This window comes from Pseudomonas sp. Colony2, assembly GCF_019382755.1.
Classification (GTDB): domain Bacteria; phylum Pseudomonadota; class Gammaproteobacteria; order Pseudomonadales; family Pseudomonadaceae; genus Aquipseudomonas.
Window position 1 is genome coordinate 2,630,436 of record NZ_CP080030.1, and the last position, 24,755, is coordinate 2,655,190.

23 protein-coding genes are annotated in these 24,755 nt (G+C 63.8%); 16 read left to right on the top strand and 7 right to left on the bottom strand.

All coding sequences use genetic code 11. The features are described 5' to 3' along the window. The first annotated feature begins 81 nt into the window (after positions 1-81). A complete protein-coding gene (gene hpaR / locus JV201_RS10500; protein ID WP_008437189.1) occupies positions 82-504 on the top strand; it encodes a homoprotocatechuate degradation operon regulator HpaR in 423 nt (140 codons plus the stop codon). 88 nt (positions 505-592) lie between these two features. Further along, on the top strand, positions 593-2,983 hold the full coding sequence (locus JV201_RS10505; RefSeq protein ID WP_219406862.1) for a TonB-dependent receptor: 2,391 nt from the start codon (positions 593-595) through the stop codon (positions 2,981-2,983). Here the strand turns inward: JV201_RS10505 and JV201_RS10510 are convergent. Genes JV201_RS10510 through JV201_RS10520 form a run of 3 tightly spaced genes read right to left on the bottom strand, consistent with a single transcriptional unit; the run spans position 2,953 to position 7,477 of the window. Then, a complete protein-coding gene (locus JV201_RS10510) occupies positions 2,953-3,906 on the bottom strand; it encodes a sulfonate ABC transporter substrate-binding protein (RefSeq protein WP_102605828.1) in 954 nt (317 codons plus the stop codon). The two genes, JV201_RS10505 and JV201_RS10510, sit on opposite strands and share 31 nt — an antisense overlap. Continuing rightward, the gene (locus JV201_RS10515) at positions 3,903-5,234 is read right to left on the bottom strand and encodes an LLM class flavin-dependent oxidoreductase (RefSeq protein WP_219406863.1); all 1,332 of its coding nucleotides are present in this window, start codon (positions 5,232-5,234) and stop codon (positions 3,903-3,905) included. The genes JV201_RS10510 and JV201_RS10515 overlap by 4 nt, the downstream gene beginning before the upstream one ends. 2 nt (positions 5,235-5,236) lie before the next feature. Next, positions 5,237-7,477, bottom strand: a complete 2,241-nt coding sequence (locus JV201_RS10520; RefSeq protein ID WP_219406864.1) for a TonB-dependent receptor — start codon at positions 7,475-7,477, stop codon at positions 5,237-5,239. Positions 7,478-7,682: 205 nt separating this feature from the next. Here JV201_RS10520 and JV201_RS10525 point away from each other — a divergent pair, with 205 nt between their 5' ends. The 12 genes from JV201_RS10525 to gspD all read left to right on the top strand — a co-directional run bounded on the left by JV201_RS10525 (position 7,683) and on the right by gspD (position 19,158). Beyond that, entirely contained in the window at positions 7,683-8,723 is a 1,041-nt protein-coding gene (locus tag JV201_RS10525; protein ID WP_008437199.1) for a LacI family DNA-binding transcriptional regulator, read from the top strand. A gap of 627 nt (positions 8,724-9,350) precedes the next feature. Beyond that, positions 9,351-11,045 (top strand): type II secretion system ATPase GspE, encoded by a 1,695-nt coding sequence (gene gspE / locus JV201_RS10530; protein ID WP_003209908.1) that lies wholly within the window; start codon positions 9,351-9,353, stop codon positions 11,043-11,045. Continuing rightward, positions 11,042-12,244: a type II secretion system inner membrane protein GspF gene (gene gspF / locus JV201_RS10535; RefSeq protein ID WP_102605832.1), complete on the top strand. Its 1,203-nt coding sequence runs from the start codon at positions 11,042-11,044 to the stop codon at positions 12,242-12,244. Before gspE ends, gspF begins: the two co-directional genes overlap by 4 nt. Before the next feature lie 20 nt (positions 12,245-12,264). Next, a complete protein-coding gene (gspG, locus tag JV201_RS10540; RefSeq protein ID WP_003209911.1) occupies positions 12,265-12,690 on the top strand; it encodes a type II secretion system major pseudopilin GspG in 426 nt (141 codons plus the stop codon). Continuing rightward, entirely contained in the window at positions 12,690-13,121 is a 432-nt protein-coding gene (locus JV201_RS10545; RefSeq protein WP_003209913.1) for a type II secretion system protein, read from the top strand. The genes gspG and JV201_RS10545 overlap by 1 nt, the downstream gene beginning before the upstream one ends. Next, complete coding sequence (locus JV201_RS10550) at positions 13,118-13,486, top strand: type II secretion system protein (RefSeq protein ID WP_008437204.1); 369 nt, start codon at positions 13,118-13,120, stop codon at positions 13,484-13,486. The genes JV201_RS10545 and JV201_RS10550 overlap by 4 nt, the downstream gene beginning before the upstream one ends. Further along, the gene (locus JV201_RS10555; RefSeq protein ID WP_219406865.1) at positions 13,483-14,100 is read left to right on the top strand and encodes a prepilin-type N-terminal cleavage/methylation domain-containing protein; all 618 of its coding nucleotides are present in this window, start codon (positions 13,483-13,485) and stop codon (positions 14,098-14,100) included. The genes JV201_RS10550 and JV201_RS10555 overlap by 4 nt, the downstream gene beginning before the upstream one ends. Further along, positions 14,097-14,819 carry a type II secretion system protein GspK gene (locus tag JV201_RS10560; RefSeq protein ID WP_087694939.1) on the top strand — a complete coding sequence of 241 codons (723 nt, stop codon included), beginning with the start codon at positions 14,097-14,099 and terminating at the stop codon, positions 14,817-14,819. Before JV201_RS10555 ends, JV201_RS10560 begins: the two co-directional genes overlap by 4 nt. Next, on the top strand, positions 14,816-15,856 hold the full coding sequence (locus JV201_RS10565) for a PilN domain-containing protein (protein WP_219406866.1): 1,041 nt from the start codon (positions 14,816-14,818) through the stop codon (positions 15,854-15,856). Before JV201_RS10560 ends, JV201_RS10565 begins: the two co-directional genes overlap by 4 nt. Beyond that, a complete protein-coding gene (gene gspM, locus JV201_RS10570; RefSeq protein WP_023659000.1) occupies positions 15,831-16,442 on the top strand; it encodes a type II secretion system protein GspM in 612 nt (203 codons plus the stop codon). The genes JV201_RS10565 and gspM overlap by 26 nt, the downstream gene beginning before the upstream one ends. Then, complete coding sequence (locus tag JV201_RS10575) at positions 16,439-16,963, top strand: general secretion pathway protein GspN (protein WP_008437209.1); 525 nt, start codon at positions 16,439-16,441, stop codon at positions 16,961-16,963. The genes gspM and JV201_RS10575 overlap by 4 nt, the downstream gene beginning before the upstream one ends. Further along, positions 16,960-19,158, top strand: a complete 2,199-nt coding sequence (gspD, locus tag JV201_RS10580; RefSeq protein ID WP_219406867.1) for a type II secretion system secretin GspD — start codon at positions 16,960-16,962, stop codon at positions 19,156-19,158. Before JV201_RS10575 ends, gspD begins: the two co-directional genes overlap by 4 nt. Positions 19,159-19,166: 8 nt before the next feature. Here gspD and JV201_RS10585 read toward each other — a convergent pair whose 3' ends face one another. The 4 genes from JV201_RS10585 to JV201_RS10600 form a co-directional block, all read right to left on the bottom strand. Continuing rightward, complete coding sequence (locus JV201_RS10585; protein ID WP_219406868.1) at positions 19,167-19,829, bottom strand: RraA family protein; 663 nt, start codon at positions 19,827-19,829, stop codon at positions 19,167-19,169. Positions 19,830-19,855: 26 nt separating this feature from the next. Further along, positions 19,856-21,193 carry an MFS transporter gene (locus JV201_RS10590; RefSeq protein ID WP_257903310.1) on the bottom strand — a complete coding sequence of 446 codons (1,338 nt, stop codon included), beginning with the start codon at positions 21,191-21,193 and terminating at the stop codon, positions 19,856-19,858. 103 nt (positions 21,194-21,296) lie between these two features. Beyond that, positions 21,297-22,520, bottom strand: a complete 1,224-nt coding sequence (locus tag JV201_RS10595) for a pyridoxal phosphate-dependent aminotransferase (protein ID WP_219406869.1) — start codon at positions 22,518-22,520, stop codon at positions 21,297-21,299. After that, entirely contained in the window at positions 22,517-23,173 is a 657-nt protein-coding gene (locus JV201_RS10600) for an RraA family protein (protein ID WP_008437212.1), read from the bottom strand. Before JV201_RS10600 ends, JV201_RS10595 begins: the two co-directional genes overlap by 4 nt. A 104-nt stretch (positions 23,174-23,277) precedes the next feature. On the opposite strand from JV201_RS10600, the gene JV201_RS10605 reads away from it, so the two are divergent. Then, positions 23,278-24,162 (top strand): LysR family transcriptional regulator, encoded by an 885-nt coding sequence (locus JV201_RS10605; protein ID WP_003209935.1) that lies wholly within the window; start codon positions 23,278-23,280, stop codon positions 24,160-24,162. A 332-nt stretch (positions 24,163-24,494) separates the two neighbouring features. Further along, a partial coding sequence (locus JV201_RS10610; RefSeq protein ID WP_219406870.1) for a hypothetical protein occupies positions 24,495-24,755 on the top strand: 261 nt, incomplete at its 3' end.

A 24,755-nucleotide genomic window follows, 5' to 3' on the forward strand; every position in this document is an offset into this window, starting at 1 on the left:
CGACTTGCTGCGTGCGTCGGGTTGCGCACGCGGAACACCGACTCTAAGCTTCGTCGCTTCGACCTCTATTGCGCGTGAACCATGCCCACCCCCAGACCGTCCCTTACGCTCACCTTGCTCCAGGCCCGCGAAGCGACCATGGCGTTCTTCCGGCCGTTGCTCAATGAACATGACCTGACCGAACAGCAGTGGCGGGTGATCCGCATCCTGCGCCAGCAAGGCGAACTCGAAAGCCACCAACTGGCGCACCTCGCATGCATCCTCAAGCCGAGCATGACCGGCGTACTGGGGCGGCTGGAGCGTGACGGCATCGTGCGCCGGCGCAAATCCGCCGAAGACCAGCGCCGGGTGTTCGTCGCCCTGACCGAACAGGGCCAGCAGTGTTTCGTCGACATGAGCGCCGGGATGGAAAGCAATTACCTGAAGATTCAGGAGCAGTTCGGCGAGGAATCCCTGGAGCAATTGATGGAGCTGCTCCAGAAGCTCAAAGGCATCAAACCGTAATAATCAAAAAATAGTGGCTGAAGCCTGTCCCTTTTTTTCACGTGACTGGTCATTCCAGGTAAGTGAACAAAATCGAGAGCTTCTTCCAATGCCCGCAATACGCCCGTTGCTGAACCTCAGCCTCATGCTGAGCCTGAGTGCCAGCCCGTTGTTCGTTCCCATCAGCTATGCCGAAGAAGGTGCCTCCCGGCGCAGCTACCAGGTGCCGGCCGGCAGCCTGAGCGCCGCGCTGACCCGTTTCGCCGGGCTGGCCGGGGTCAACCTCTCGGTGGACCCGGCGCTGGTCAGCGGCCGCAACAGCAGCGGGCTGTCCGGCGAATACGGCGTCGAAGAAGGTTTCGCGCGCCTGCTCCAGGGCTCCGGCCTGCAACTGCAGCCCATGGGCGAGCAGGCCTATAGGCTGACCCCGATTCCCGAAGGCGGCAGCCTGCAACTGGCGCCCACCTCGATTCTCGGCACCACCGGCGATGCCGACAGCGAGTCTTTCGCCGGTGGCCAGGTGGCGCGCCGTGGCTCCCAGGGCCTGCTGGGCTCGAAGGACTTCATGGATACCCCGTTCAGCATGACCACCTACACCAGCGCGGCGGTCAAGAACCAACAGGCGCGTACCCTTGGCGACCTGATTGCCAGCGACCCCTCGGTGCGCGCCACCAACCCGGCCGGCGGGCGCTATGAGCAATTCACCATTCGCGGCTTCAGCCTGTTCAACAGTGATGTCGCCTACAACGGCCTCTATGGCGTATTGCCGACCTACACCATCGATATGGAAATGGCCGAGCGCGTCGACATCATCAAAGGCCCCAGCCAGTTGATCAACGGCATCTCGCCACGGGGCAGCGTGGGCGGCGGGATCAACGTGGTGCCCAAGCGTGCCACCGACACACCCATCACCTCGCTCACCGGCAGTTGGGCCTCCGACAGCCAGGCGGGCGGAGCCGTGGATATCGGCCGGCGTTTTGGTGAAGACAACCAGTTCGGCCTGCGTTTCAACGGCGTGAAACAGTCCGGCGACACCGCCTGGGATCACCAGAGTGTCGACCGCGAAATGGCCGTGTTGGGCCTGGATTTTCGCGGTGAACGCCTGCGACTCTCCACCGACATCGGCCGCACCGAGCGCGACACCGACGCCCCTCAGGAACGTGTGCAAGTCGGGCCCAACGCCAGGGTGCCGAATGCCAACGACGTACGCCACAACTACGCGCAGCCCTGGAGCAAGGCAAGCACCAACGACACCTTCGGCACGGTCAACGGCGAGTTTGATCTCAGCGACAACCTAATGCTCTACGGCGGCGTCGGTGCGCGCAAAAGCAACCATGACTTCCTGCGCCATGCGGTGTCGGTGAGCAACAACGCCGGCGATTTCAGCGTGCAGCCCCGCGACTTCACCCGCGATGAAAACGTGCGCACCGCCACGGCGGGCGTGCGCAACTGGTTCCATACCGGCCCGGTGAGCCATGAGGTCAACCTGGCGGCCAGCTACTTCTACATGGACTTCGAAAACGGCGGCGCGCGATATGCGCAGGGTTCGAGCAATATCTACAACCCTGTGGAAACCCCGGCGCCTGGCCGGCCAACGCGATTTGACTCGAAGGTCTACACCGAAAACCGTTTCAGCGGTGTGGCGTTGTCCGACACCCTGGGTTTTTTCGATGACCGGTTGCTGCTGACCCTCGGTGCGCGCTGGCAGCGGGTCAAGGTCGACGACTGGACCGATGACGTCAAAGGCGACACCGCCTACGACGAGGAAAAAATTTCACCGTCCGGCGGCATCCTGTTCAAGGCCACCGACAAGCTCTCGTTGTACGCCAACTACATGGAAGGCCTGAGCCAGGGCAAGGTCGCGCCGTCGGCGTCGGTCAACGATGACGAAATCTTCCCACCGTTCATCAGCCGTCAGGTCGAAGTCGGCGCCAAGTACGACGCCGGTGCGTTCGCGGTGACGGCCGCTGTATTCAGGATCAAGCAGCCGGCCTACGAGACCAACGCCACCACGCTGGTCTTCGGCCCCAATGGCAAGCGCCAAAACGATGGTGTGGAACTCAGCGTGTTCGGCGAGCCGCTCAAGGGTTTCCGCCTGCTGGGCGGGGTGATGTACATCGACAGCGAACTGACCCACACCACCAACGGCACCTACGACGGCAACCGCGCGCCGGCCACGCCCAAGTACAACGTCAACCTGGGCGCGGAGTGGGACGTGCCGACTGTTGAAGGCCTGACCCTGACCAGCCGCGGGATCTATTCCAGCTCGCAGTACCTGGACCAGTCCAACGTCAAGGAAATCGACGCCTGGACCCGTCTTGATGTTGGCGCACGCTACGCCTTCAAGGTCGACGACAAGCACATCACCCTGCGGGCCAATGTCGAGAACGTGGCCAACCGGCGCTACTGGAGTTCGGCCGGTGCCTCGGATGACAGCGAGCCGGGGTTGACCTTGTCGACGCCGCGCACTTACTTGCTGTCGGCCACCGTCGACTTCTGAGGAGCCTGCCATATAGCCTTCTGTACATCGATGGGCTTGGGCAGCAGGCGGTTCTGGTAAAACAGGTCCGCCGTCTCTTGCTGCGCCCCAATGATGTGCTTATCAATCGGCAGGATCGGCGATGGCGGCCGGTTGTCGACGTAACGTGCAATCACCCCGGCCGGCAAACCCATGAAACGGGTCAGCACCTGCAGGCTGTCTTCGCGCTGGCTGCGGGTCAGGGCTTCGGCGGCGCTCAGTTCATCGAGCAGGGCGTGGATGAACGGACCATTGGCCTCGGCGTATGCACGGCGCGCGGTATAGATCGGCCCAGAAAGGTTCAAGCCTTCGCCATTGGCCAGGACGCGGCTCGGGCTTTGGCTCAGGGCCAGTGACGAGTAGGGCTCCCAGATTGCCCAGGCGTCGACACTGCCTTGCTCGAAGGCGGCGCGGGCATCGGCCGGTGGCAGGTAAACCGGCTGGATATCCTTATAGCTCAGGCCGGCTTTGTTCAAGGCCCGCAGGATCAGGTTGTGGGAGCTGGAGCCTTTCTGGAAGGCGACTTTCTTGCCCTTGAGGTCGGCGATGCCGTGCAGTGGGCTGTCGGCCTGCACCAGGATGGTTTCCGCCGTCGGCTTGGGCGGTTCAGCGCCGATGTAGACGAGGTCGGCGCCCGCCGCCTGGGCGAACAATGGCGGGATATCACCGGTGGACGCCACGTCCAGCGCGCCCACATTCAAGGCCTCGAGCATCTGCGGGCCAGCGGGGAATTCGATCCATTGCACCTTCGTCTGGTCGAAGCGTTTTTCCAGCAGGCCATGTTCCTTGGCGAGTACCAGGGCGATCGAGCCTTTCTGGTAGCCGATCCTCAGGGTGGCCGGCTCGGCGGCCATTGCAGTTTGAGTCAGGGCAAACAGCGCAAACAACAGTGCAGGAATTCTCATGCCGGTTTCTCCGCAAAGCGATTGGCCGGTCGCGCCAATCCAAGGTTTTCACGCAGGGTGGTGCCGGCGTATTCGGTGCGGAACAGGCCACGCCGTTGCAGTTCCGGCACCACCCATTGGGCGAAATCTTCCAGCCCGCCCGGCAGGTGCGGCACCAGCACATTGAAGCCATCGGCGGCGCCATTCTCGAACCAGTGCTGCAGTTCATCGGCGATCTGCGCGGGTGTGCCGATCAGGCTGTAGTGCCCGCGGCCACCGGCGATGCGCCGGCCCAGTTGCGCCAGGCTCAGTTGTTCGCGGCCCGCCAGTTCGGTCAGCAGTTGCTGGCGGCTGCGCTGGCCGCTGTCGGTCAATGGCAGGTCCGGCAGCGGGCCGTCCAGCGGGTAGCCGGACAAGTCGAAGTTACCCAGCATGCGCCCCAGTAACGCGACGCCAACCTGCGGTTCGACCAACTGCTGGAAGGCCTCGAATTTGTCCCGGGCTTCAGTTTCTGTCTGCCCGACCACCACAAACACCCCCGGCATGATCTTCAGCGCATCCGGTTCCCGCCCATATCGAGTCAGGCGACCCTTGAGGTCGGCATAGAACGCCTGGGCATTGGCCAATGATGTCTGGGCGGTGAACACCACTTCGGCAGTTTGTGCCGCCAATTCGCGGCCTGCCTCGGACGAACCCGCCTGGACAATCACCGGCTGGCCCTGGGGCGAGCGCGCCACGTTCAGCGGGCCCTTCACACGAAAGTGTTCGCCGACATGCCCGAGTACATGCAGTTTCGCCGGGTCGTAGTAGCTGCCACTCGCCTTGTCGCGCACAAAGGCATCGTCTTCCCAGCTGTCCCACAGCCCCGTCACCACCTGGTGAAACTCCCGGGCACGGCTGTAGCGTTCGCCGTGGCCGAGGTGCTCGTCGCGGCCAAAATTCTGTGCTTCGGCGGCGTTGTCCGAGGTCACCAGGTTCCAGCCGGCGCGCCCGCCGGACAGATGATCCAGTGAGGCGAACTTGCGCGCCACATGGTACGGCTCGTTGTAGCTGGTGGTGGCCGTGGCGATCAGGCCGATGTGTTCGGTCACCACGCTCAATGCCGACAGCAGCGTCAGTGGCTCGAAGTGATCCGAGCGCGCCATGCGGCTGGCAATGTCTCCGGTGGCGGCGGCAATGCTGTCGGCCACGAACAGCGCGTCGAATTTCGCCGCTTCGGCAATTTGCGCCAGGCGTTTGTAGTGGGCGAAATCCAGCCCGGCATTGGCCGGTACATCGGGGTGACGCCAGGCGGCGACGTGGTGCCCGGTGGCCATCAGGAAAGCGCCGAGTTTCAGTTCACGGGGCATGCTCAAAAATCCTTGCGCAGTTGCACGCCGAAGTAACGTTCATCGTCACGGGGTACGGCGCGGTAGATGTAGCTGCCGCCACTGGCCAGCAGCGGTGAATAGGACTTGTCGGTGAGGTTCTTCGCCAGCAGGGCCACGCGCCAGCCGTTGCTGTAGTCGGCCAGGGCGACGCTGGCGTTCCAGATGCCGTAGGCGCCTTGCTTGGTGTCGACGTTCTGGCTGATGTCGTACTGCACTTCGCTCTGCCAGCTGTAGTCGGTACCCAGTTCGATATCCAGGCCGTTATCCAGCGGGATGCTGTAGTCGGCGCGCACGTAGCTTTTCCAGTCCGGGCTGAAGGGCAGCGGCTTGCCGTTGACGTTGCAGGACGCGGCCGCACCAGGCGGGCAGGCGAACTCATCGATGCGGGCACGGGTGTAGGCCAGCGCGCCGGAGAGCTTCAGTTGTTGGGTGGCCTGCAGGGCGTAGTCGAATTCGACGCCTTCGGTGCTGACGCTGCCGGCGTTGATCAGGCGCGTCACCACTTGCCCGGCGACGGTGTCGAAGAAGTTCGCCTGGTAGTTGTCGTAGTCGCTGTGGAAGATCGCCAGGTTGGTGGTCAGGCGATTGTTCCAGCTGGTGGCCTTGATCCCGACTTCCCAGGTGTTGGAGGTTTCCGGTTTCAGCGCATCGGTGTCCCGTGGCTGCATGTTGAAGAACACGTTGTAGGCCGGGCCCTTGTAGCCGCGCGAGTAGGTCAGGTAGCTGGTGACGGTGTCGCTCAGGTCGTATTGCACCCCCAGTCGGCCGGACCAGCCGTCTTCATCCACCGAGCCCGAACTGCTGGTGGCCGGTTGAATGCCGCTGACCGTGGTGGCCGAGGTGGAGACACGGCGGTGATCGTATTCCAGGTCGTCGTGGGTGTAGCGCAGGCCGGCGATGCCACGAAAGGCCGAGGTGAAATTCAGCGTGGTCTCGCCGAACACCGCGTAGCTGTCGCTGGTGGTGCCGTAGTCGGCGATGCCGCGGTCGGTGCGTGTGGTGGTGGTCAGGGTGCGCTGGTAGGTTTCCTGATCCTTGCCGTGCATGTAGAACAGGCCGCCGACGTATTCGAGGAATTCGCCTTTGGGCGAGGCCAGGCGCAGCTCCTGGGAGTATTGGTCGAACGCCAGTTGGCCTTTGTCGGCGGTGCCGGGGAAAGCGGCGGTCACGGTGCCCAGGCGGTCGCCGTCCTGGTACTGGGTGTTGTCCCAGCCGCGCCAGGCGGTGATCGAGGTCAGGGTGTAGTCGCCGAGGTTCCAGTCCAGTTGGGCAGACAGGCCTTTGTTGGTGTCCTCCACGTGGCTGCGGGTGTCGGTGTTGATGTCGCGGTTGTCGCTGGTCCCGCGCACCGGGTTCAGCGCGTTGGCGAACGCCGGGGTCAGGGATTTGCTCACCACGCCATTTGGCGCATCGTCGTGGGACTGCATGTAGTCGGCAATCAGGGTCAGTTTCACGTCGTCGTTGGGGGTGAACTCCAGTTTGCCGCGCACGCCCTGATGGTTGTAGCCGTTCACTTCCTGGCCGTTGTGCTTGTTGTCGACGTTACCGTCGTAGCTGCCGAACAGCCCGCTGATGGAGCCCTTCAGCGTGCCGGGAATCAGGCTGCCGCCCAGGCCGAAGCGGGTGCGGCTTTCATTGCCGCTGAAGTAGGACTGGTCGATATAGCCGTGGGTCTCGGCCGTCGGCGCCTTGCTGGTGATATTCAGCACGCCGGCCGAGGCGTTCTTGCCGAACAGTGTGCCCTGGGGCCCGCGCAGCACTTCGACACGATCCAGGTCGAGCAGGTCCAGGGTAGCCTGGCCGGGGCGGGCGTACACCACGCCGTCAATCACCGTCGCCACCGTGGGTTCAACCCCGGGCGAGGTGGATATCGTGCCCACTCCGCGTACGAACAACGAGGTGTCCTTGTTCGACGCGCCGGTACGGAAATTCAGCGAGGGTACCTGCTGGACGATGCTCGCCACGCCGTTGCGATTGTCACGCTCCAGTTGTTCGCCATCGAGCACCGAAACCGCCACCGGGACTTTTTGCAGCGACTCTTCGCGGCGGGTGGCGGTGACCGTGACCGGCTTGAGGGTGGGTTCCTGGTCGTCGGCGGCGAATGCAGCGGGAACGGGCAGGGCGGCGAGCCCCGCCAGTAGCCAACCCAGGTGGGCGCGGCGCCCGGTGGCGGCGCGTATGGATTGCGAAAGTTTTTGAGGTTGCCCCGAATGTGTGTGCATGCTCTGACCGCTCGAAAAATGCCCTGAACCGCTGCCGTTCTGCGACGACAGCGCCGTTGAATCCGTCTTGGGCATTCGCTCGAGCGAGTAGCAGACAAAACGCTTTGGTAGCGCTAACATCGGCATTATTGGTAGGTGCGATATAGAGCGTCAAATACTAAAAAATTAGTTTTATATTCTTTTAGGTTTTTAACAGGATCGTCCCTTGAGCGAAGACAAACCCCGGAAACGCCGTGGTGCCGGCCGCGTCACCTTGAATACCGTGGCGCGCCAGGCCGGTGTGTCAGCGATTACCGTGTCGCGCTATTTCAACCAGCCGGAGCAGGTCTCGCCCGAACGCCGCGAACGCATCGCGGCGGTGGTTGCCGAATTGGGCTATGTGCCGAACCTGGTGGCGGGTGGGCTGGCGTCGGCGCGGGGCAGGATCGTCGCGATGGTGATTCCAAACATCTCCGGGCCGATCTTCGCCAATACCATCCAGGGCTTCAGCGATACCCTCAGCCGCCACGGCTACCAATTGCTGCTGGCGTCCAGTTACTTCAGCGCCGAGCAGGAAGAAAATGCAGTGCGCGCGTTTCTCGGCTGGTCCCCGGCGGCATTGGTGCTCACCAGCCGCTTCCATAGCGCGGGCACCGAGAAGATGATCGCCGAGGCGGATATCCCGGTGGTTGAAACCTGGGATTACCAACCCGAGCGGGAGCCGTTGCAGATTGGCTTCTCGCATTACGAGGTGGGCGTGACGGCTGCGCGCTACCTGCATGGCAAGGGTTATCGGCGCATCGCGTTCGTACAGAACAGCGCGCCGGGGGACTTCAGTGCACTGGAACGCCGGGATGGCTACAGCGCGACCCTGATTGAGCTGGGCATGCAGCCGTGGGTGTTTGCCCCGGACGCCGATCGCGCACCGTTTGAGGCGGGCAAGCAAGCGATGCAGGCATTGATGAGTGCCGCCATTCCACCGGACGCAATCATCTTCGCCAATGACAACCTGGCCGCCGGTGGCCTGCTGGCCGGGCAACGGGCAGGTCTGGAGATCCCCAAGGATTGCGCCGTGCTCGGCTTTGGTGATTACCCGTTTGCCGAAATGCTCTTGCCCAGTCTCAGCACCATCAAGCCGCCCGCCCTGGAGATCGGTGTGCTGGCGGCAACGCGGGTACTGGAAAGCCTGGGCGTGTTGCCGGTTGAGGATGAGGTGCAGCGCTTGAACCTGCTGGAGTGCCGCTTGATCGAGCGCGAGAGCGCCTGAGTCCAGTTGCGGCTCATGGCCATGTTGCGTTGACTCTCGGTATTTTCTGATAACGGATTATTCAAGGTCAGCCGCTGAAACATGCGTTTGATTGCGTGCGCTCGTCTCTTTTTTATCAGTGGGTAGTTCTTCTTCGGTGACAAGTTTTAGCGATGGCTAATTGCAATTAGTGCGGTGAGTTTCGCGATTTAAAAAGTGCAATGACTTGGTGGGTTGTTCTTTTGAGTAGTGTCCATGTGATATTGCAAGGTGGCCTATTGAACTGATCATTGATTGCCATTAGGTGCCGGGATAGACCCAGATCTTGCGTGAGGCTGGCGATATTTTCTTGCGCTGATGAACTAAGTTTAAACATGTCAGTCGATGCTTTAAATATCATGTGTACGGTCATGGCTAACTAATGGCGCCTGTTGGTAGTTCTAAAAGGCCATAACTTAAGTGGGCTGTAATACAAAATGTTTTGGTGTAGGGTCCGTACCTTGTCATGACAGCGCTTGCGCTAAAAACCTCCAGCTTAGTGTGGATGCCCTTGTTCCGGCGCGTGCCACGGAACAGGTTTTTAAATAGCCCCTCAGACTTGTGCAGATGCCCCAGCCGATACCGTCAATGCCCATCGATGCATGCCGAATGCAGATTCCGGATGCCGAACAAGTGTGCGCGTGGCTGATGCGAAAAGCCGGTCTGAAAACCGTCGACCTGGAACGTGCTCGACGGTTATCCCAGGAATCCGACGACCCCGAACTGCTCGGCCTGCTGACGCGCCTGGGGCTGGTTTCCGAAGTGGAACTGGCGCGGGCCTGGGCCGATTTGCTCGGCGCGCCGTTGCTGCTGGCGGACGCCGCACCGCCCGTGCTCGACCCGCTGCCGGCGCTGACCGAACGCTTCATGCGCCATTACCAGGTGGTGCCGGTGGGCTGGAGCCACGGTGGTGTGCGGGTGTTGGCGGCCAACCCGGCGCTGCTGTATCCGTTCCAGGCCCTGGCGTACGCGTGCGGCGTGCCGGTGTGGCTGGCGGTCGGGCCGCGCAACGAAGTCGAAACCCTGATCGAGCGTTACTACGGCCAGGGCCGTTCCGCCATGGGCACCCTGATCGAAAACCTCGACGAACAGGGCGGTGCCCTGGAAGACATCGAACACCTCAAGGACATGGCCTCCGAAGCCCCGGTGATTCGCCTGGTCAACCTGATCCTGCAACGGGCCGTGGAGCACCGCGCCTCGGACATCCATATCGAACCCTTTGAAAACCAGCTCAAGGTGCGCTACCGCATCGACGGTGTGCTGCATGAAGCCGAAGCGCCGCCGGCGAGTTCCTCGGCAGCGGTGATTTCCCGGGTCAAGATCATGGCGCGCCTCGACATCGCCGAGCGCCGCCTGCCGCAGGACGGCCGGATCATGTTGCGCATCCAGGGCAAGGAGCTGGATTTGCGGGTATCCACGGTGCCCACCAGTTTTGGCGAGTCGGTGGTGATGCGCCTGCTGGACCGCCAGACCGTGCAGTTCGATTTCCAGAGCCTGGGCTTTGATGGCCAGCGCCTGGAAACCTTTCTTGAAGTGCTCGAGCGGCCCCACGGCATCCTGCTGGTCACCGGGCCCACCGGCTCGGGTAAAACCACCACGCTCTATACCGCGTTGTCGCGGCTCAATACCGCCGAGCGCAAGATCATCACCGTCGAAGACCCGGTGGAATACCAGCTGGAAGGCATCAACCAGATCCAGGTCAAACCCGCCATTGGGCTGGACTTCGCCGGCGCGCTGCGCTCCATCGTGCGCCAGGACCCGGACGTGATCATGATCGGTGAAATCCGCGACCTCGAAACCTGCCGCATCGCCATCCAGTCCTCCCTGACCGGCCACCTGGTGCTCTCGACCCTGCACACCAACAGTGCCGCAGCAAGTATCACGCGCCTGCTGGACATGGGGGTGGAGAGCTACCTGATCGCCTCGACCGTCAATGGCATCCTCGCGCAGCGCCTGGTGCGCCGCCTCGACCCGGCGACCCGTGAGGCGTTCGAAGCCCCGCCGGAGCTGATCGAGGAACACGGCCTCGACCGCTTCACCGAGCAGCGCCCGATCCTGCTTTACCGGCCTCGCGCCAACGCCGCCGGCGGCGGTTACCACGGCCGCAGTGCAATCACCGAATTGCTGGTGATGAATGACGAACTGCGCAGCTTGTTGATGCGCCAGGCCGACGCCGCGACCCTCGAACAGGCCGCCCGCCGTGGTGGCTTGCGCACCCTGCATGAAGAAGGCCTGCGCCAGGCGGTGGCCGGTGTCACGTCCCTTGAAGAAGTGTTGCGCGTCACCCGTGGAGAGGGCGCGTGAGCCTGTTCAAATACCGTGCCCTGGACAGCCAGGGCGTCGCGCAGAACGGCACCCTCGAAGCGAAGGACCAGGCCGCCGCCGTCGCTGCGCTGCACAAGCGTGGCCTGCTGCTATTGCACATCGATGCCGCCGGTGCCCAAGGGCTGCGCAATGCCTTCGGGCGCGGTCAGTTGAATGGCGCGGCGCTGGTCAGTTTTACCCAGCAACTGGCCACCCTGCTGGGCGCGGGCCAACCGCTGGAGCGCTCGCTGGGCATCCTGCTCAAGCAGCCCGGCCAGCCGCAGACACGGGCGCTGATCGAGCGTATCCGCGAGCACGTCAAGGCCGGCAAGCCATTGTCGGCAGCGCTGGAAGAGGAGGGCAGCCAGTTTTCGCCGCTGTACCTGAGCATGGTGCGTGCCGGTGAGGCGGGCGGTGCGCTGGAGAACACCCTGCGCCAACTCAGTGACTACCTGGAACGCAGCCAGTTATTGAGAGGCGAGGTGATCAACGCGCTGATCTATCCCGCCTTCCTGGTGGTGGGCGTGCTCGGTTCCCTGGCGCTGTTGCTGGCTTACGTGGTGCCGCAGTTCGTGCCGATCTTCAAGGATCTGGGCGTGCCGATTCCGTTGATCACCGAAGTGATCCTGGGCCTTGGGCAGTTCCTCGGCGCCTATGGCCTGGCGGTTTTTGCCGGGTTGATCGTGACGGTCTGGGCCCTGGCGGCACGCCTGCGCAACCCACGACACCGCGAGCAGTACGACCGGCGCGTGCTGGGTATCCGCGTTATCGGCCCGCTGTTGCAGCGGGTCGAAGCCGCACGCCTGGCACGCACCCTCGGCACCTTGCTGAGCAACGGCGTGGCGCTGCTGCAAGCGCTGGTGATCGCCCGCCAGGTCTGCACCAACCGTGCCTTGCAGGCACAAGTGGCCCAGGCCGCCGAGTCGGTGAAAGGCGGCGGCACCCTGGCCAGTGCATTTGGCAGCCAACCGCTGCTGCCGGACCTGGCCCTGCAAATGATTGAAGTCGGCGAACAGGCCGGTGAACTGGACAGCATGCTGCTCAAGGTCGCCGACGTGTTCGACGTCGAAGCCAAGCGCGGCATCGACCGCCTGCTCGCCGCCCTGGTGCCGTCCCTGACGGTGGTCATGGCGGTGCTGGTGGCGGTGATCATGCTCGCGATCATGCTGCCGCTGATGAGCCTGACCAGCAATATATGAAGACCCAAGGAAGCAAGCCGATGCGCCATACCCGTTTCAAACCCGCCCGCCGCCAAGGCGGTTTCACCTTGCTGGAAATGCTCGCGGTGATTGTGTTGCTGGGCATCGTCGCGACCATCGTGGTGCGCCAGGTGGGCGGCAACGTCGACAAGGGCAAATACGGCGCGGGCAAGGCGCAACTGGCCAGCCTGAGCATGAAGATCGAGAGCTACGGCCTGGACGTCGGCTCGCCACCCAAGACCCTCCAGCAATTGGTCGACAAGCCCGGCAACACCGCCGGCTGGGCCGGACCGTACGCCAAGCCCTCAGACCTCAAGGACCCGTTCGGCCATGCCTTCGGCTATCGCTTCCCCGGTGAACATGGCGCCTTCGACCTGATCTTCTACGGTCAGGACGGCCAGCCCGGCGGCGAAGGCTACAGCGCCGACCTGGGCAACTGGGAATAATGCCGGCCCTCCAACGCGGCTTTACCCTGCTGGAGATGCTGGTGGTGATCGTGTTGATCAGCATCGCGGCCGGGTTGGTGGGATTTGGCCTGCAACAAGGCCTGCGGGTAGCGAAAGAGCGCCAGGTGGTCGGGCAGATGGTGGATGCCCTGCGCAGCACACGGGCACGGGCGATTGTCAGCGGCAGGTCGGCCAAGACCGTCTTCGACTTGGCCCGGCTGAGCTTTCAGGCGCCGGGGCAACCCATCAAGCACTGGCCGGCCGATCTGCAAGTGACCCTGCACACCGCCGAACACGCAGGCGCTGCGGTGGAGTTTTACCCCGACGGCAGCTCTACCGGCGGCAACCTGTTATTGGCCAATGGCACGCGACGCTGGCGCATCGACGTCGGCTGGCTGACCGGTAGCGTGCAGTCCAGGGCATTGCCATGAAGCGTCAGTCGGGTTTCACCTTGCTGGAAATGCTCGCAGCGCTGACCCTCATGGCGATCTGCAGCACGGTGTTGCTGGTCGCGTTCGGCCAAAGCGCGCGCTCGTTGTTGCAGGTGGCCCACAGCGACCGCCTGACCCATACCGCCTTGAGCGTGATGGATCAGGAGGCGTCGGGGCCCCTGGCCAGTGGCGTGCGCGAGGGCGAGCTGGACGGCATTGCCTGGCAACTGCGCGTCGCCCAGCAGCCCACCCGCATCGGTCAGCCACATTTGTTTCGCCTCGATCTCAGCGTCAGCGAAGGTCCGCGCCGCGCAAATTTCAGTACCTTGAAACTGCGCGCCAGCCGCGACGGGAGCCTCCAGTGAAGCAGCAGCGGGGCTTCACGTTGCTCGAAATCATGATCGTGCTTAGCCTGCTGGGCGTGTTGTTGGCCCTGGTGGGCGGCGCGCTCCTGGGAGCCAACCGTGCAGTACTCAAGGCGCAGCGCTACACCGTCAGCCTGGATGAAAGTCGCGCCGCGCAACAGTTCCTGCGCACTTCCATCAGCGAGGCGCTGCCCCTGGACGTGACCGAGGACGACAGCCAGACCAACGGCTTTTTTGTCGGCGCTCCCCAGCGCCTGCAATACGTCGCGACCTTGCCGGGCGTGCTCGGTGGCGGTATCCAGCGTTTCACCTTGCAGTTGACCGAGCGCGAGTTGCAGGTGGCGTTCGCCCGGTTTGAGTCCAATGCCCAAGTGAGCGTGCCGGCCACCCGCAGCGAACCGCAGGTGTTGCTGAAGAACGTCGAGGATCTGCAATTCAGCTATCGCGGCCTGTCGCCCAAGGGCCAGGCCACCGGTTGGATCAGTGACTGGCCGTGGACCAAACGCCTGCCTTATGCGGTACGCATTGCAGCACAAGTCAACGGACCGGTGCCGTGGGTCACCCAAGTGGTTGCCCTGCGGCTGAACCTCTGCAGCGGAGCATCAGGCGAATGAAGCGTCAGCGCGGCGTTGCATTGCTGCTGGTGCTGTGGGTACTGGCGTTGCTCAGCTTGCTGCTGGGCGGCCTGGCCGGTTGGGTACAACTGGAAAGCCGCCAGGCCCTGTGGCATCGCCAGCATACCCAGGCGCTGCTGGCGGCGGAGGCGGGCGTGGCGCTGGCCATGCAGGCCCTGGCCGACCCGCTGCAACGCAAGCAATGGATCGCCGACGGCCGTGAAATGCCGCTGGTATTTGATGACGCACAGCTTCACGTGAGCCTGCACAGCGAGCGCGGCAAGCTGTATTTGAACAGCGCCGAGGCCGCTGACTTTGCCCGCCTGGCCCTGGCCTGCGGTGCCACCCAGGCCCAGGCCAGCCGGCTCGCCGGGGACCTGGAAATGCGGCGCAACGCAGGCCTGGCGCCGTTCCGCGTGGTGGAGGAAGTGCGGCAATTGCCCGGCATGACCCAGGCGCTGTACAGCCGGCTGGCCCCGGAAATCAGTTTGTGGAGCGGCCTGGACCGGCCCGACCCCGCTTTCGCCAGCCCATTGATGCGCCAGGCGCTGAACCTGCCCCGGCAGAGCGCAGTAGGGGCCGACCCCGGTGACGTGCTGGTGATCGACAGCCGCGCACAACGCCCCGGCGGTTACCACGCCCGGTTACGAACCACGGTTTTATTGAGCCCATCGGAGGGAAGCGCACAACCTTATCGGGTGCTGCGTTGGCAAGAATGAATCCATACCTTTCGGCGCCAGTGGCGCGCCTTCAACAGCTGGCCGAACCGCTCACCCGGCGCTGGCGCGGCAGCTTGCTGCAAGTGGGCTGGCGCCTGTGGCTCAAGGAGCTGCGTGGCTGCCTGCCGGCGTGGCTGTCGGTCCGTGACATCCCCGAGCACCGCTACCACTGGCCGTTGACCGGGCCGGTGGCAAAACCTGCCGACGAGGTGCGCCAGGTGCTGGTGCTCGCGCCCTCGGCGGTGTTGCTGCAAACCCTGCAACTGCCCCTGGCGGTCGCGCGCAACCTGTCGACCGTGGTGGGTTATGAGCTGGACCGCTTTACCCCGTTCGAAGCTGAACAGTTGTACTTCGTGGCCCGTCAGGAACGGCGCACCGCCACGCATGTGCAGGTGACCCTGGTGGCCATCCTGCGGGAGCGCCTGGATCAAATCCTGTTGGACTGCGCTGCCCTCGGCTTGCAGCCCCATGCGGTGGATGTAGACGGGCCAATGGGCATCGACCTGCTGCCGGCGCCGTTGCGCCCACGCCAGCGGCCGGCCGGGAAGGGCTTGCAACGCAGCCTGCCCTGGCTGTGCGGCGCCTTGCTGATTGCCGCGATGCTGCTGTGGCTCAACGACCGCCAGCGGGTGCTCGACGTCATGCAGGCGCAGGTGCAACAACAGAAAGCCCAGGTCGCCGAGGTCCAGAGCCTGCGCCAGCAACTGCTCAATACCCGTGGCGCCGCGCAGTACCTGATTCGCCGCAAGTCGGCACAACCGCCGTTGGCGGCGTTGCTCAACGAGCTGACCGCCTGCCTGCCCGCCGATACCTGGATCGACCAGTTGGACGTCAACAACGGCGCCGACGTGTCCTTCTCCGGGCAAAGCGCCAAGGCGAGTGCCCTGATCACTCGGATCAAGGCGTGCCACAGCCTGGAAAACCCCCAGTTCGAAGGGGTGATCCAACCCGATGCGCAAACCGGCAAGGATCAGTTTTCCCTGCGCGCCCACTTGCACCAGGAGGCCGCCGATGCGCCGACCACTGACACCCCGTGAGCGTCGCGGCGCCGCCTTGCTGGTCCTGGCGCTGGTGCTGGGCGGCGGTTACTGGCTGCTGATCGACAGCTGGTTCGCCGGGCCATTGCGTGCCATGGGCGAGCAGGCCGAACAGCTGCGCGAACAACAGCAACGCTATGCGGGCCTGCTGCACCAGGGCGCCGCCTTGCGTGAGCAATTGGAGCAAGCCCGCCAGGACCCGGCCAGCAGCACCAGCCTGTTGCCGGGGGATGACCCCAGCGCCGTGGCGGCGGACCTGATGCAGCGCATCGCCGACCTGATCAACAGCCGCGCCGGCCTCGGCGGCGGCTGCAGCCTGACCCAGCGCATGCCCATCACCCCGGAGCAGGACGATACCGAGCCCTATCGCCAGGTCAAAGTCAGCCTGACCCTCAACTGCGCCATCGAACCCTTGACTGCGATCCTGCATGAGCTGGAGTACCAGCGACCGTTCCTGTTCGTGGATGAAATGAGCGTCCGTCGCGGGCCGAATGCCCCCGCCAGCGGCGGTGCCGGAAAGCTGGTGGTGCACCTGTTGGTGCGCGGTTATCTGCAACCGGCAGCCGCCACGCAGGCCCGCCGATGATCAATTCATTGCGCCCCCTCGAGTGGGTGTTGCTCGGTGTGGCCGGGCTGCTGGGCCTGCTGATGGTGGGCATCTTGAGCAGCATCGGCGACGCGCCGCAGTGGCTGGATGAGCCTGCCTCCGCCGTGCGCGCCAATGCTTCGGCGAAGGTTCACGTGGCCCCGAGTGCGACCCTGGAAAGCCTCGCCGGCACCTGGCAGGCGCCGCTGTTCAGCCCCGACCGCAGCCCCGATGCCGCCGTTGGCCAGGCCGAGATTTCCAGCCTGTCGAGCCTGAAGCTGACCGGCGTGCTGCTCGACGGCGACCTGCGCGTCGCGCTGCTCAAACGTGACGAGGGCCCGCCGCTCAAGGTCCACCAAGGCCAGACTCTGCCCAACGGCTGGCGCCTGGAACACCTGACACCGCTGCACGCCCGTTTTGTGCTGGATGGCCGCACGCAAACCCTGAGCCTCAGCGTTCCGCGTTTGCCGCCGCCGTCCACCACACCACCGATTTCCCTTCCTCACGAGCCCGCCCCTTGATCGATACTTCCCCTAGCGCCTTGCGCACCAGCGTGTTTTGCCTGGCCACCGCCGTCGCCTTGGGCGGCTGTGGGTCATTCCCCGATCACCTCGACCCGGACGATGCCTTGCTTCACGAGGCGATGCAGGGCACCGGTTCGCAACGGCCGCCCGTGGACCCGGCCAGCGAGTCGCCTGCGGCCGACAGCCGCCAACCCCAGGCGCCTACGCCGCCCCAGCGCCAGTTGATTCGCGGTAACCAGCAGTTCGTGCGCCAGCCCGCACCGGCGCCGGCGGTCAAGGATGAAGCCAGCGGCGACATCGTGTTCAACTTCGCCGACCAGCCGATTGAAGCGGTGATCAACAGCGTCATGGGCGACCTGCTGCACGAGAACTACAGCATCGCCCAGGGCGTGAAAGGCAACGTAAGCTTTTCCACCTCAAAGCCGGTGAACAAGAAACAGGCGCTATCGATCCTCGAGACCCTGCTGTCCTGGACCGACAACGCGATGATCCGCCAGGGCCAGCGCTACGTGATCCTGCCCGCCAACCAGGCGGTGGCGGGCAAGCTGGTGCCGGAAATGAGCGTGTCGCAACCCTCCAGCGGGCTCTCGGCACGGCTGTTTCCGCTGCGCTATATCTCGGCCACGGAAATGCAGAAACTGCTCAAGCCGTTCGCCCGGGAAAACGCATTCCTGCTGGTGGATCCGGCGCGCAACGTGCTGAGCCTGGCCGGTACGCCGGATGAGTTGGCCAACTATCAGGACACCATCGACACCTTCGATGTCGACTGGCTCAAGGGCATGTCGGTGGGCGTATTCGGTTTGCAACGGGCTTCGGTGGCCGAGTTGATGCCCGAACTGCAAAAAATGTTTGGCCCCGACAGCGGCATGCCCCTGGCGGGCATGGTGCGCTTCCTGCCCATCGAGCGGACCAATTCGGTGGTGGCGATCTCGTCCCAGCCGCAGTACCTCAGCGAAGTCGGCGACTGGATTCACACCATCGATGAGGGCGGCGGCAACGAGCCGCAGATGTACGTCTACGACGTGCGCAACATGAAGGCCACGGACCTCGCCAAATACCTGCGGCAGATCTACGGCACCGGCGCGATCAAGGACGATACGCCGGCCAAGGTGGCGCCGGGTCTGCGCACGGCGACCTTGTCGTCACTCAATACCAGCGGCGGCACCTCGGGTGGCTTGAACAACAGCAGCAATAGCCCGCCCGTCAGTGACGATGAGGACCAGGCCCCGGCCGCCACTGAAGACACTGAAAACGCCGAGCCAGGCGCTGCCAAAAGCCTCGACGCCGGCACCCGGATCACCGCGCAAAAAAGCAGTAACCAGTTGCTGGTACGCACCCGACCGGTGCAGTGGAAGGAGATCGAATCGGCGATCAAGCGCCTCGACAACCCGCCGCTGCAAGTGCAGATCGAGACGCGCATCCTCGAAGTCAAACTCACCGGCGAACTGGACCTAGGGGTGCAATGGTACCTGGGCCGCCTGGCGGGCAACTCCACCAGCACCACGGTAGCCAATACCCCTGGCAGCCAGGGCGCCCTGGGTGGCGGCGGTGCGGGATTGGGCGCGGATTCGCTGTTCTATTCCTTCGTCAGCTCCAACCTGCAAGTGGCCTTGCACGCCCTGGAAACCAACGGCCGCACCCAGGTGCTGTCGGCGCCATCGCTGGTGGTGATGAACAACCAGCCGGCGCAGATCCAGGTGGGTGACAACATCCCCATCAGCCAGACCACGGTCAACACCGGCAACGCCGACAGCACCTTGAGCAGCGTCGAATACGTGCAGACCGGGGTGATCCTCGACGTGGTGCCGCGGATCAACCCGGGCGGCCTGGTGTACATGGACATCCAGCAACAGGTCAGCGACGCCGAGAACCAAACCACCAACAGCAGCGACACACCCAACAACCCGCGTATCTCCACGCGCTCGGTGTCGACCCAGGTGGCGGTGCAAAGCGGCCAGACCGTGTTGCTCGGCGGGCTGATCAAGCAGGACAACGCCGAGAGCGTCAGTGCGGTGCCGTACCTGGGGAAAATCCCCGGGCTGCGCTGGTTGTTTGGCAACACCAGCAAGTCCAAGGACCGCACCGAACTGATCGTGCTGATCACACCGAGGGTGATCACCAGCAGCGGCCAGGCACGGCAGGTGACGGATGACTATCGTCAGCAGATGCAGCTGTTGCGGCCGGCGAACTGAAGGCCCTTTCAGCCCTTGCGTTGCAGGGTGTGATAACCCAGCGCTGCGCGGACTTCACGCAGGGATTTGCCTTCATCGAGCAGCGCCCGGATACGCGCTTCCACCGCTTCAATCGAGCGTGCACAGGCTGCCACTTCATGGGCCCGCTCGCGCGGCACGATCACCACGCCATTGGCGTCGGCGACCACGATGTCCCGGGCGCACACCCGGGCCTGGCCGATGGACACCGGCTGGTTTACCGCTTCCACTTCAACCCGGTCCTTGCCCGTGCGCATGAACCGGCCCTTGGTGAACAGCGGGTAGCCGTCGCCCAGGGCCTTGCTCACGTCGCGGCACACGCCATCAATCACCGTCGCGGCGATCCGCTGGCTGCCGGCGTACTGGGTCATGATGTCGCCCCACACCGTGCAGTCGGTGCGTCCGTCGTTGTCGATCACCACCACATCGCCTTCGGCCACGTCATCGATAAAGTCGCCTACGGTGCCCGGCGGGGTGCTGGCGCTGACGTAGCGCACCGTGAAGGCCGGGCCGACCACCACCTGGCGATAGTTGTCCAGGGGCATGATTCCCAGGCATTGGCCGGGCAGGCCTAGCTTGTCCAGGGCGTCGGACACGCCCGGGGTGTCCAGGCCGGCAAACAGGGCAACCAATTCTTGGTCTTGGGGTGACATGGATAACTCCTCGTGGTGGTGACAAATCAGGTCGTGTGGCTGGAGGCCGGGCGGGGCTCGGCAATGGTCAGCAAAATGATGAAGCTGATGAACGAGCCGATCGCCAGCCAGGCAAATACGTAGTTCCAGCCGTAGTTGTCCAGCAGCAGGCCGGTGATGAAGGGCGTGGCGGCGGCGCCCAACTGGCCGATCATGTTCACGATGGCGTTGGAGATCGGGAAGGTCTTCTTGGTGGTCAGGCCCATCGGGTAGACCATGTAGGACGAGAAGCCGAGGCTCAGCACCACGCCGGTCAGCATCAGCAGCAAGCCGTAGGGCAGGGGCTCGGCCGGTGAATTGATCAGCAGGTACATCATCAACGAGGTGCCGACGGCCGACAGCAACATGCCCGGCTTGCGGCGCCCGCCCATCAGGCGGTCCGAGCAGAAACCGCCCAGCAGGTTGCCCAGCACCGCGCCCACCCAGGGCGCTGCCGAGACCAGGCCCATGTTCATGATCGAGAACTGCTTGACGGTCATCAGGTAGGTGGGAATCCACGCCAGCAGCACGCTGGAGACACCGAGCTGGAAGCAGTAGCTGGTGGCGCACCCCCAGATATTCCATGAGGTGAAAACCTGACGGTTGGTTTCCAGGGGCTTTTCATCGCGGGTGCGGATCACCCGGTCGAGCTTTTTCACCCACGCCGGCGTCTTGTGCACACGGGCGGTCTGGGCGATTGCGGTGTCTTCGACGATGTATTGAAGTTCGGCCTGGTTGACGAAGCGGCTGCGGGACGGATGGTCGGTGACCAGGAAGTACCAGACCACCGCCAGCACGATGCCCGGGATCGCAAAGAAGTAGAAAATTTCGCGCCAGCCCCATACCGAAATGATCACGGCACACAGCGGCGGCACGATCACCGGTCCGAACTTCACGGCCGACAGAAAGATCCCCGACGCGGTGCCTTTTTCCCGTGCCGGAAACCAGTTATTGATGGTGGTGGTCATGCTGATGGGCAGCGGGCCTTCGGCGATACCCAGGCCCAGGCGATAGAGTTTCAGCGCCAGCAGTGAGCTGGCGGTGCCCACCAGCCCGGTCAACAGGGAGGTTAGCACCATGGCCCCCGGCAGGATCCGGCTGACGCCAAAGCGCCCGAAGGCAAAGCCCGACGGCAGTTGTGCCAGGGCGTAAGCCAGCAGGAACAGGCTGACCAGGCCACCGGCCTGGGCGTTGCTCATTGCAAATTCCTGGCGAATGAACGGCAGCGCCACGCCGAGGTTGGCCCGGTCGGCGGCGGCCACGGTGTAGATCAGGAAAATCAGCGCAGCAACCACCCAGCGGTATTGGCTGCGCACAGCGGGTTTTATGACTTCAGGCATAGACATGGGGGCGGACCTTGTTGTTGTGAGTGTTGTCCTGTTCGGCCTTAATCTTAAGAAGGGGCGCACGCCACCATTAGCGATATTTATCTATGTGAACTCATCACTTTTATTCTTCTGCCAGCAAGCTGCTGCAGAAGCCGCGGATTGCCTCGCACGCCTGGCGCAACGACTTGTCATCCAGGGCATAGGCGATGCGGATGTACGGCCCCAGGCCGAAGGCGCTGCCATGCACCACGGCTACATTGGCCTCATCCAGCAGCGCCAGGGCCACGTCTTCATCGCTGCGCAGCAGCCGCCCGCCCGCCGAGGTGCGCCCGATCAGCACGGCGCATGAGGCGAACGCGTAGAACGCGCCGGCGGGGCTGATGCACGTCAGGCCTGGCGTGTCGTTCAGCAACTGGACCATCAAGTCCCGGCGCGCCTGGAACACCCGGCGGCTGTCGCGGATGAAATCCCTGGGGCCTTCCAGTGCAGCGAGGGCCGCCTGTTGCGAGATCGAACAGGCGCCGGAGGTCTGCTGGCCCTGGAGTTTTTCCATGGCCTCCAGCAGCCAGCGTGGGCCGGTGGCGAAACCGATGCGCCAGCCGGTCATGGCATAGGACTTGGACACGCCGTTCATGGTCAATGTACGCGGTGCCAGCCGGGGTTCAACCTGGGCCAGGGTATGGAACACCTGGCCGTCGAAGATCAGGTGCTCGTAGATGTCGTCCGCCAGGATCAGCACCTGCGGGTGGGCCAACAGCACTTCGGCCAGCGCCCGTAGCTCGCCCTCGCTGTACACCGCACCGGTGGGGTTGGACGGTGAGTTGAGGATCAGCCAGCGCGTCTGCGGGGTCATTGCAGCGGCCAGGGCCTCGGGTGTCAGCTTGAAACCGCTGTCGGCATCACAGGTGACGATGCGCGCTTCGCCGCCGCACAGTTGCACCATCTCCGGGTAACTGACCCAGTACGGCGCGGGCACGATCACCTCGTCGCCTTCATTGAGTGTGGCTGCCAGGGCGTTGTAGATCACCTGCTTGCCGCCGTTGCACACGAGGGTGTCCTGCCAGGACACGTCCAGGCCGTTTTCGCGCCGGAACTTCGCCGCCACCGCCTCCCGCAGGGCCCGCGCACCGGCCACCTGGGTGTAGCGGGTATGCCCGGTTTCAATGGCCTGGATCGCGGCTTCGCGGATATGCGCCGGGGTGTCGAAATCCGGTTCGCCGGCGCACAGCGAGATAATCTGCGCGCCTTGCGCCCGGCGTTCGGCGACGCGGTCCATGATGCGATAGGTGGCAGACGGTTGTGCGCTGGCCAGGCGCGGGTTCAGCCGCTGGATATCGGTACTCATCGGCTGATCGCCTCAAACTGTGCGTCGTGCATCACCTCGACCACAGAGCGCCCACTGCGCACGGCCTGCACCATGCCGTCCTGGCGGCGGGCAATGCGCTCGCCCAGGTCCAGGACCTTTTCGATCACCGCCTGGGCCACGAATACCGTGCCGCAGGTATCGGCAATCACGTAGTCGTCCTCGCTGACGCTTACGCCAGCAACGCTGAGGGTCACGCCGGCGTCGAGCTGCACCACGCGGTTGCGCGCACTGATCATGGTCACGCCGCGTCCGTACACCGGATAGCTGATGGCTTCGCTGCCGTCGATATCGCGGCTGAAACCATCAATCACCGTACCGCGTATGTGTTTGCGCAACGCCGCGTTGGCGATGATGTCGCCCCAGCAGGAAATGCCCTCGATACCGCCGGCAATCACCAGCACCCGGTCGTCTGTCGCGACCTGTTCGATCACCGGGGTGATCAAGTGCACGGTCGGGGCGATGTCGGACTTGGGGCCGAGCAGTACGGTACTGGCGCGGCCAACGATCTTCGGGCAGTTCCACAATGGGCGCAGGCCCACGGTGGCGCCGGGCAGGCCGAGGAAGTCGAGGGCGTCGGACACGGTGTTGGTGTCCAGTGCGGCCAGGCGGTCGAGCAAACGGTCAGGGGTCATGGGCAAGCCTCGGGTGACGGAGGCGGCCAGTGTCAGGCAGTGCCTATGATAGGTATATTACGAAGTACAGAAGCCTTGCATACGCTTAACCTATGGATAAGACCATGATCAACTTTCGCCTGATTCGTCACCTCTGGTTGTTCCTGGCCGTGGCTGAAGAGCAGAACTTTGGCCGTGCGGCCAAGCGCCTCGGCATGTCCCAGCCACCGCTGAGCGAGCAGATCCAGGTGCTGGAGCAGGCGCTCAAGGTCAAGCTGTTCGACCGCTCCCGACGGGGGGCCAAGCTGACTCCGGTGGGCGCGGCGATCCTGCCGGCGGTGCGCAAGTTCGCCGAGCAGCTGGAGCGCCTGGAACTCGCCGTGGAAGAAGCGGTGGCGGGGCAGTCGGGGATGTTGACCATCGGCGCGATTTCCACGGCGATGTTTGATGTGCTGCCGGGGTTGATCGAGCAACTGAAGCTTGATTACCCGCAGCTCACGGTGTCGGTGCGGGAAATCGACAGCGTCGAGGCGTTGCCGGCGCTGGAGGCCGGGGATATCGACCTGGCGTTTGCCCGGCTGGATGGTGACCTTGGGGCTTCGGTGCAGTCATTGCCGCTGACGGAGGACCGGCTGGTGGTGGCGCTGCCGGTGGATCATCCGTTGGCGAGTCGTACGCGGATCAGTTTGTCGAGCCTGGCGAATGAGCCGTTGGTGATGTTTTCGCGCAACGTCAGTCCGGTGTATTTCGACAATTTGATCGCGACCTGTCGTGCCAGCGGGTTTTCGCCTCGGGTGCTGCATGAAGTGCGGTCGGTGGCTTCGCAGATCGCGTTTGTCAGCTATGGGCAGGGTATTGCGTTGGTGCCGGCGTCGTTGAAGAAGCTGGCGCCGGCCAATGTGGTGTTTCGGGCGTTGAGCCAGAAGCTCAATGTGGTGACCACGGCCGTCGCCTGGAATACCCAGCGGCCGAACCCGGTGGTGGAGGCGGTGATCGCGCGGTTTCGCTAGGGGTTGGGGTTGAGTACATATCCGTTATTTAGGTAACGGCGGCTTATGGTTCCGCTCTTACAGCGGGTCACTTTTGGCAAACGCCCGGAATGCCGGCCCAGCCAAAAGTAACCAAAAGGTCTTTGCCCCACCACTCGGTGCCTCGCCYAGGCTCGGCATGCCCGCACTCCGGCCCGGTTCCGCGGGCCGCCGCGACGGGCCATCCATGGCCCGGCGCGGCTAAACCGGCATCCTTGCCGGTTTACCCGCTCCACCGTGCCTACTTGCGGCCATCGTGGTTGACGGGGCCCGCAGATCAAAATCAGAGCACAGCGGCCTACCGGCCGGCTTGAGTGTTAAAAGCAAAAGCAAAGACCAGAGCGAAAACAGAGCTGCTTTTCTGTGGGAGCGGGCTTGCTCGCGAAAAACCTGAGAGCGCCGCGTTCATCCAGAATGCCCGCGTCATCGTTAACGACCTTCGCGAGCAAGCCCGCTCCCACATTTGGACCGTGCCCGCTTTAGCTTTTGATTTGGCTTTTAAACACTCAAGCCGGCCGGTAGGCCGCTGTGCTCTTGATCTGCTTTTGATCTTGATCTTGGGCGCCCCGTTAAAC

Excerpts from the sequence above, each read along its gene's own strand:
- JV201_RS10510 (WP_102605828.1), bottom strand. The coding sequence starts at position 3,906 with ATGAGAATTCCTGCACTGTTGTTTGCGCTGTTTGCCCTGACTCAAACT.
- gspM (WP_023659000.1), top strand. The coding sequence starts at position 15,831 with ATGCGCCGACCACTGACACCCCGTGAGCGTCGCGGCGCCGCCTTGCTG.
- JV201_RS10560 (WP_087694939.1), top strand. The coding sequence starts at position 14,097 with ATGAAGCGTCAGCGCGGCGTTGCATTGCTGCTGGTGCTGTGGGTACTG.
- JV201_RS10595 (WP_219406869.1), bottom strand. The coding sequence starts at position 22,520 with ATGAGTACCGATATCCAGCGGCTGAACCCGCGCCTGGCCAGCGCACAA.
- JV201_RS10575 (WP_008437209.1), top strand. The coding sequence starts at position 16,439 with ATGATCAATTCATTGCGCCCCCTCGAGTGGGTGTTGCTCGGTGTGGCC.
- JV201_RS10545 (WP_003209913.1), top strand. The coding sequence starts at position 12,690 with ATGCCGGCCCTCCAACGCGGCTTTACCCTGCTGGAGATGCTGGTGGTG.
- gspG (WP_003209911.1), top strand. The coding sequence starts at position 12,265 with ATGCGCCATACCCGTTTCAAACCCGCCCGCCGCCAAGGCGGTTTCACC.
- gspE (WP_003209908.1), top strand. The coding sequence starts at position 9,351 with ATGCAGATTCCGGATGCCGAACAAGTGTGCGCGTGGCTGATGCGAAAA.
- JV201_RS10520 (WP_219406864.1), bottom strand. The coding sequence starts at position 7,477 with ATGCACACACATTCGGGGCAACCTCAAAAACTTTCGCAATCCATACGC.
- JV201_RS10590 (WP_257903310.1), bottom strand. The coding sequence starts at position 21,193 with ATGTCTATGCCTGAAGTCATAAAACCCGCTGTGCGCAGCCAATACCGC.
- JV201_RS10600 (WP_008437212.1), bottom strand. The coding sequence starts at position 23,173 with ATGACCCCTGACCGTTTGCTCGACCGCCTGGCCGCACTGGACACCAAC.
- JV201_RS10515 (WP_219406863.1), bottom strand. The coding sequence starts at position 5,234 with ATGCCCCGTGAACTGAAACTCGGCGCTTTCCTGATGGCCACCGGGCAC.
- JV201_RS10550 (WP_008437204.1), top strand. The coding sequence starts at position 13,118 with ATGAAGCGTCAGTCGGGTTTCACCTTGCTGGAAATGCTCGCAGCGCTG.
- hpaR (WP_008437189.1), top strand. The coding sequence starts at position 82 with ATGCCCACCCCCAGACCGTCCCTTACGCTCACCTTGCTCCAGGCCCGC.
- JV201_RS10565 (WP_219406866.1), top strand. The coding sequence starts at position 14,816 with ATGAATCCATACCTTTCGGCGCCAGTGGCGCGCCTTCAACAGCTGGCC.
- JV201_RS10505 (WP_219406862.1), top strand. The coding sequence starts at position 593 with ATGCCCGCAATACGCCCGTTGCTGAACCTCAGCCTCATGCTGAGCCTG.
- JV201_RS10605 (WP_003209935.1), top strand. The coding sequence starts at position 23,278 with ATGATCAACTTTCGCCTGATTCGTCACCTCTGGTTGTTCCTGGCCGTG.
- JV201_RS10585 (WP_219406868.1), bottom strand. The coding sequence starts at position 19,829 with ATGTCACCCCAAGACCAAGAATTGGTTGCCCTGTTTGCCGGCCTGGAC.